At 71.3% G+C, this 5,427-nt stretch carries 3 protein-coding genes and 1 pseudogene; 2 read left to right on the top strand and 2 right to left on the bottom strand.

The genetic code is table 11. The annotated features are described in order from the left end of the window. Positions 1 to 186 precede the first annotated feature (186 nt). Positions 187 to 615, top strand: coding sequence for a hypothetical protein (locus PO768_RS14525; RefSeq protein WP_137942502.1), 429 nt, complete (start codon positions 187 to 189; stop codon positions 613 to 615). On the opposite strand, the gene PO768_RS14520 is transcribed toward PO768_RS14525, so the two are convergent. Together PO768_RS14520 and PO768_RS14515 are read right to left on the bottom strand one after the other, a co-directional pair. Beyond that, the gene (locus PO768_RS14520) at positions 594 to 2,867 is read right to left on the bottom strand and encodes a diguanylate cyclase domain-containing protein (protein WP_269839343.1); all 2,274 of its coding nucleotides are present in this window, start codon (positions 2,865 to 2,867) and stop codon (positions 594 to 596) included. The two genes, PO768_RS14525 and PO768_RS14520, sit on opposite strands and share 22 nt — an antisense overlap. 122 nt (positions 2,868 to 2,989) lie before the next feature. After that, the gene (locus tag PO768_RS14515) at positions 2,990 to 5,020 is read right to left on the bottom strand and encodes an acetoacetate--CoA ligase (RefSeq protein ID WP_272646618.1); all 2,031 of its coding nucleotides are present in this window, start codon (positions 5,018 to 5,020) and stop codon (positions 2,990 to 2,992) included. A gap of 140 nt (positions 5,021 to 5,160) precedes the next feature. On the opposite strand from PO768_RS14515, the pseudogene PO768_RS14510 reads away from it, so the two are divergent. After that, positions 5,161 to 5,427 (top strand): annotated as a pseudogene (locus tag PO768_RS14510) (hypothetical protein); the annotation flags it as partial.

The following is a 5,427-nucleotide window of genomic DNA, read 5'->3' as shown; positions in this document are numbered from 1 at the left end:
CGGCGGCCGGCCACGGGCTGGCGCCGGGCCGGGCCGCGCTGGCGGCGGTCGAGGAGTCGAGCGTCGTGATCGCGCTGCCGGGCTGAAGCGGGCGGGGCGTCCTATGACCCCGCAGGTCATCGACAGCGTCCGGGCGGTCCCGCACAGTAACGCCAGTCCCTGTGCAATGACCTACCGGAGAAAGCCATGAGAACCGTTCAATCCTCCCCGATCCTCAAGCTTGCGCTGCTGGCCGATGCCGTCGTCAGCGGCAGCATCGCGGCCGCGCAGCTGCTGTTCGCGGCGCCCATGGCCGGGCTGCTGGGTCTGCCCAAGCCGCTGCTGCTGGAGAGCGGCCTCTTCCTGGTCTTCTATGTGGCGCTGCTGTTGCTGATGGCCTCGCGCGGCCGGCTCTGGTCGGCCCTGGTCGGCGTCGTGGTGGTGGGCAATATCGGCTGGGCGCTGGCCTGTATCGCGCTGGCGCTGAGCGGGGCTGTTGCGCCGACCGGCTGGGGCCTGGCCTATCTGGCCCTGCATGCGTTCGGTGTGCTGGGCTTCGCGGCGCTGGAGTGGATCGGCCTGCGCCGCTCGGCCGACGCGGCCGAGTTCCGCGCTCAGACGCCGGCGACGCGGTAGGTGTTGCGCCCGGCCTTCTTGGCCTGATAGAGCGCCTCGTCGGCACGGGCCAGCAGCTCGGCCGGCGTGATGGCCCCGCCCTGGTGCTGGGCCAGGCCTATGCTGGTGGAGACCTGCAGCTGCTGGCCCTGCAGCTCGAAGCGCGGACCCATGGCCGCGACGATCTTGGCGGCGACCGCAGCCGGCTCGGCCTCGCCGCCCAGGCCCTCCAGGATGATGACGAACTCGTCGCCGGCCAGCCGCGCCACCGTGTCGGTGCTGCGCACGCTGCGCTGCAGGCGCCGCGCGAACTCCTGCAGCACCGCATCACCCATCGCGTGGCCCAGGCTGTCGTTGATGGACTTGAACCGGTCGATGTCCAGGAACAGCAAGGCCAGCGCGCTGCCGCTGCGCTGGGCGCGGCGCAGCGCCTGGCCCAGCAGTTCGTCGAAGTGATGCCGGTTCGGCAGGCCGGTCAGGCTGTCGTGCCGGGCCAGCAGCTGCAGCTCGCGCTGCACCGATTTGAGCGCCGAGACATCCTGGCTCAGCGTGTAGAGGCCTTGCACGACGCCGGAGGCGGCGATGTCCGGCAGGTACTCGTTCTTCAGCGAGCGGCTCACGCCCAGCGTCTCCGACTGCAGCTCGAAGCTGACCGCCTCGCCGGCCAGCGCGCGGTGCAGCCAGGGCGCGCGCTGCGCATACAGCGTCTCGCCGATCACCTCGCGCAGCGGCCGCCCCAGCGCTGTGCCGGGTTCGATGCCCAGCCAGTCCTTGAAGGTGGCGTTGACGAAGAGCAAGCGCTCCTGCGCGTCGAGATAGCCGATCAGCACCGGCAGGTGGTCGGTGATGTCGTGCAGGCGTTTCTCGGCCGCCCTCAAGGCCTCCTGCGTGTCCAGCATGGCCTGCTCGCGGCGGCGCTCGGCCGTCACATCGCGGCTGGTGATGGCCACGCCGTCGCCGACCGGCACCACCTGGTGCTGCAGCACCAGGCCGGCGGCCGGCGGCGTCTCGATGACGAACTCGGCGCGCAGCGGCTGGCCGCTCTCCAGCACCCGGGCATACATCTCGAAGAAGCGCGGGTCGCGGGCGGTCTTGAACACCTCGGCGCGGGTATGCCAGAGGATCTGCTCCTTGGGCCGGCGCAGCAGCTCGGCGCCGCGGTCATTGCAGTGGGTGAAGCGGAAGTCGAGCAGGCGGCCGTCGGCCGCGCGCTCGGCGCGCAGGATCCAGAAGGCGTCCAGGCTGGCGTTCGAGGCCGCCTCGAACTGGGCCCGCGCCCGCTCGCGCGAGGCCTGGCTGCGCCGCAGCGTGATGGCCGCGAAGCTCAGGCCGCCGAAGGCCAGCATCAGGGTCAGGCTGGCGATGCCGGTGGCGCGCAGCGCGGCGGCGCGGCGTGCCTGGTAGGGCGCCAGCGCCTCGGGCAGGCTCAGGCCGGTGAACACCACCATCTGGTAGTCCTCCAGCGTCTGGTAGGCCATGCGGCGGTGCACGCCGTCGAGCCGGCTGGTGGCCAGATAGCTGCCTTGCGGCCAGCGCGCCAGCTGATGGATCAGCGTGCGGGTGCCGGACACCTCGCCGAACCAGACCCGCTCGCCCGAGCGCCGCGCCCGCAGCACCCAGTCCAGGCCCAGCAGGCCGACGACGCCCTGGTCGCCGAACTGGCTGGCGCGGTAGAAGTCGGTGAAGTAGTAGGGATCCATCACGACGCCGACGACGCCGGCAAAGCCGCCGTCCGCATGCTGCAGCCGCCGTGTCAGATGCAGGCGCCACGAGGGGTCGCCGGCGATCTGCTCGGGCCTGCCGATATGCAGGCCGCGCCGTTGGCCCTCGCGATGCACCAGGAAGTGCGGCTTGCCGGCGATTTCGCCCGGCTCGGCCGGCCGCGAGCTGCTCAGCAGCCGGCCCTGGGCATCGGCGATATAGAGCGATCTGACGCCCGGCAGATCGTCCAGGCCCAGCCTCAGCAGCCGGGCCAGGCCGGCTTCGGCGGCGGCGCGCTCGCTGCTGCGGCCCAGGCCGTGCTCCAGATCGCTGGCGACAAAGGCGGTGATCTGGTCGATCTGCTGCAGGCTGCGCCGCGTGTGTTCCGAGAAGGCCTGGTTCAGGCCGTTGCCGCGCTGCTCGATCTCGCGTTCGACCAGCGCGCGCTCGCCGTCCAGCGTCTGCAGCACCATCCACCAGAGCGCGCCGATGATGGCCAGGCCCAGGGCCGGCAAGGCCCAGATCAGCAGATCAAGCTTGCTGACGGGCCGGGCCGGGGATGGCAAGCGCATGGGCGCTCCTGCTGCTGGCGTTGCATCCCTGGCGATGAAGGCTTGTCGAAACAGTACGACAGCCTGATGTTGTGCGATCAGCATACGCCGGCGCCCGGGCGCCGGGAAGCTCGGGTAACAGCCTAGATGGGGGGTAGCGAGGACCGGCGCCGCGCGGCGAAGTCGCAAAACCAGTCGACGCAGCCGGCATTGGCCATCGCATCGCGCTTGAACACCGTCTCGGGCGCCGCGCCCAGCAGCAGCTTCTTGACCGGCAGCTCCATCTTCTTGCCCGACAGCGTGCGCGGGATCGCCGCCACCTGCAGGATCTCGCTGGGCAGATGGCGGGCCGACAGCGCAGTCCTGATGGCCTCGCGCAAGCGCCGCGTCAAGGCCTCGTCGAGGGTCAGGCCCTCGCGCAGCACCAGGAACAGCGGCATATAGCTGTCGCGCCCCAGGTATTCGAGGTCCACCACCAGACTGTCCAGCACCTCCGGGAACTGCTCCACCGCGCGGTAGAGCTCGGCCGTGCCCATGCGGATGCCGTGGCGGTTGATGGTCGCGTCGGAGCGGCCATAGATGATGGCGCCGCCCTCGGGCGTGATGCGCAGCCAGTCGCCATGGCGCCAGATGCCCTCGCCATTCGGGCCGCGGTACATCTCGAAATAGCTCTCCAGATAACGCTTGCCATCCGGATCGCCCCAGAAGCGCAGCGGCATCGACGGGATGGGCCGGGTGCAGACCAGCTCGCCGACCACATCGCTCAAGGCCTGGCCCCGGCTCATCGCATCGGGCTCGCCGAAGGCATAGACCGCCGCGCCCAGGCAGCGGCACTGCATCTGGCCGCGCCGCAGCGGCAGCGTCGGCAGGCCGGCCAGAAAGGCGCCGGCGAAGTCGGTGCCGCCGGAGATGCAGGCGATCCAGATCGGCCGCCCGTCGACCTCGGGCAGGCCTTGCCAGATCCAGTCATAGCTCTCGTCGGCCAGCGGGCTGCCGGTGGCGCCGACCGCGCGCAGCGCCCCCAGATTGCCGACCTGCTGCGGCCGTACATCGGCCTTCAGGCAGCTGGCGTAGAAGGCCGCACCGGCGCCGAACCAACTGACCCGGGCCAGCGCCGCGAAGCGCCACAGCGTGCCCCAGTCCGGCCGCTCCCGCGAGCCGCCGGGGCTGCCATCGAACAGGCAGATGGTCGTGCCGCCCAGCAGCGCATTGACCTGGCAGTTCCACATGATCCAGCCGGTCGAGCTGTACCAGTGGAAGCGGTCCTCGGCCCGCAGATCGTTGTGCAGCACCCCGCCCTTCAGCGCCTCCAGCACGATGCCGCCATGGCCGTGCACGATGGGCTTGGGCAGGCCGGTGGTGCCGCTGGAGTAGACGATCCACAGCGGGTGGTCAAAGGGCAGCGGCTCGGGCGCCACCGGGGCCAGGTCCTCGCGCGCCAGCAGCGCGTTGAAGTCCAGCGCGCCCAGCGCCGCCGCGTCGGCCTGCGGGTCCAGCCAGGGCAGCAGCACCAGATGCTGCAGGCTGGGCAGCTGGTCGCGCAGCTCGCCCAGCAGCGGTCGGCGGTCCACCGCCTGGCCGCCGTAGACATAGCCGTCCACCGTGATCAGCACCCTGGGCTCGATCTGGCGGAAGCGGTCCAGCACCGCCATCGCGCCCATGTCCGGCGAGCAGACCGACCAGACCGCGCCGAGGCTGGCCACGGCCAGGAAGGCGATGGCGGTCTGCGGGATATTGGGCATATAGGCGACCACCCGGTCACCGGGCTGCACGCCCAGCGCGCGCAGCGCCGCCGCGAAGGCGCCGACCTGGCCGCGCAGCTCGGGCCAGCCGAGCTCGGTCAGTTCGCCGCGCGCCAGCATGGCCTCGGTGCTCCAGACGATGGCCGGCCGCTCGGTGCCGGTCTCGGCATGGCGCAGGGCCTGGTCCGCGAGGTTCAGCGTCGCCCCCTCGAACCAGCGTGCACCGGGCATGCGGTCGTCGACCAGGGCGCGCTCGAACGGCGTCGCCGAGCGCAGCTCGAAGAACTCCCACAGGCTCAACCAGAAGGCATCGAGCTCGGTGATGGACCATTGCCACAGATCCTCGTAGCGCTCGAAGGCCAGGCCGCGCGTCTCGCGCAGAAAGCGCTCGTAGCGGCGGATCTGGGGCTCGGGGCTATCGGGCGTCTGCATGGGCCGATGATGCCTCGTGATTCGCGCTGCTGCTGTCATGCAGGTGCCAAGCCCTGCACGAAGCGCTGCAGCTGTCACAACGCCGTCACGCCGCCGCCACAAAGCCCGGCCAGCATGCAGCCCTCGCTCACCGTCCGCCCATGTCCTCGCCCACCGCCGCAGTTCTCCGCAAGACCGATGCCGCCCGGCGCCTGCTGGCCGGGCCACGCCAGGCCTTGCCGGCGGGCCTGCGCATGCTGCTGATCATGGTGGACGGGCGCCGCAGCCTGCCCGAGTTGCAGGCCCTGGCCCAGGGCCTGGGCCTGGCGCCGCAGCAGGCCGTCGAGCGGCTGCTGGCCGAGGGCCTGGTCAGCGGCCCGGTGTCGGAGCGGGCATCGGCCACCTCGCCTGCCGGCGAAGACGCCGCA

This window comes from Paucibacter sp. XJ19-41 (genome assembly GCF_028462495.1).
Lineage (GTDB): Bacteria > Pseudomonadota > Gammaproteobacteria > Burkholderiales > Burkholderiaceae_C > Roseateles_E.
The sequence above is the reverse complement of the archived record's forward strand: the minus strand, read 5'-3'. Positions and strand labels throughout refer to the sequence as shown.

What these genes read in the sequence shown, in the direction of transcription:
- PO768_RS14515 (WP_272646618.1), bottom strand. Translation starts at nt 5,020, where the DNA reads ATGCAGACGCCCGATAGCCCCGAGCCCCAGATCCGCCGCTACGAGCGC.
- PO768_RS14520 (WP_269839343.1), bottom strand. Translation starts at nt 2,867, where the DNA reads ATGCGCTTGCCATCCCCGGCCCGGCCCGTCAGCAAGCTTGATCTGCTG.
- PO768_RS14525 (WP_137942502.1), top strand. Translation starts at nt 187, where the DNA reads ATGAGAACCGTTCAATCCTCCCCGATCCTCAAGCTTGCGCTGCTGGCC.